The sequence below is a fragment of the uncultured Leptotrichia sp. genome (assembly GCF_938036635.1).
GTDB lineage: Bacteria > Fusobacteriota > Fusobacteriia > Fusobacteriales > Leptotrichiaceae > Leptotrichia > Leptotrichia hongkongensis.
The window spans coordinates 1-1,001 of record NZ_CALHQO010000149.1; the positions used below are offsets into that span (position 1 = coordinate 1).

Consider the following 1,001-nt stretch of genomic DNA (forward strand, 5'->3'; position numbering starts at 1 on the left):
CCTCTAACCAATTTATCATTCACGACATAATTCACGCCCAACAATTCCAAATATTTTTTAGTATCTTCAAAATATTTTTTACTTTCTTCATCCAAATAATCATAAAGTTTTGGTGCATTTTTAAACTCTTCCTGATCACCTTTATCCTTAGAATCCAAAGCTCTCAAAGGATTTTTCTCATATCTTTTTTGCGAATCTTCACTCAATTTATCAAGTCTTTCAAACATAAATTTTTTCAAATCCTCAATATATTTTTTTCTCGATTCAACATTTCCCAAACTGTTGATTTCCACAACCAATCCAGTAATTCCTAGCTCTTCAAGAAAATCACAACCCATTTTAATAATTTCTGCATCCAGATATGCACTTCTCACACCAAACATTTCCACTCCAGTTTGATGAAATTCTCTCATTCTCCCTTTTTGAGGTGCTTCGTATCTATACATTGGACCATTGTAAAACCATTTCACAATCGGAGAAGACTTATGAAATCCAGCTTCAAGATACGCTCTTACAACTCCCGCAGTCCCTTCTGGACGCATTGTAACATCTCTTTCTCCCTTATCTTTAAAATCGTACATTTCTTTAGAAACAACATCAGTCTCATCTCCAACTCCTCGTTTGAAAAGCTCCGTTTCCTCCAAAATCGGCGTAATTATCCGCTCAAATCCATATTTTCCAAAAACTTTTTTTGAAGCATCTACAATCGCATCGTATTTTTTCACATCGTCAGAATATCTATCTTTCATTCCTTTTAAGGCGGTTATCATATTTTTTTCCTTTCTTAATTAATATCGTCAATTTTATTTTATAAATTATTATATCACAATTGACTAAAGATTTTAAGATGTGGGATTTTATAGTTTAATTTATTTTATTTTTCTCATCTTCAATCAAATCTCTTAAATCATTACTTCCTTCTTCATAAATTATTTTTGCGATAACTCTCAAAATTTTGTACAATTTTCTTAAACCGTAAAATATCAAAATTGTCAAAAGAA

General features: G+C 31.0%; 1 protein-coding gene. It reads right to left on the bottom strand.

Annotated elements, in window-relative coordinates; all coding sequences use genetic code 11:
* The coding region (gene hisS / locus Q0370_RS02805) for a histidine--tRNA ligase (RefSeq protein WP_299571848.1) at window positions 1-770 on the bottom strand (770 nt) is incomplete at its 3' end.
* Window positions 771-1,001: the final 231 nt, after the last annotated feature.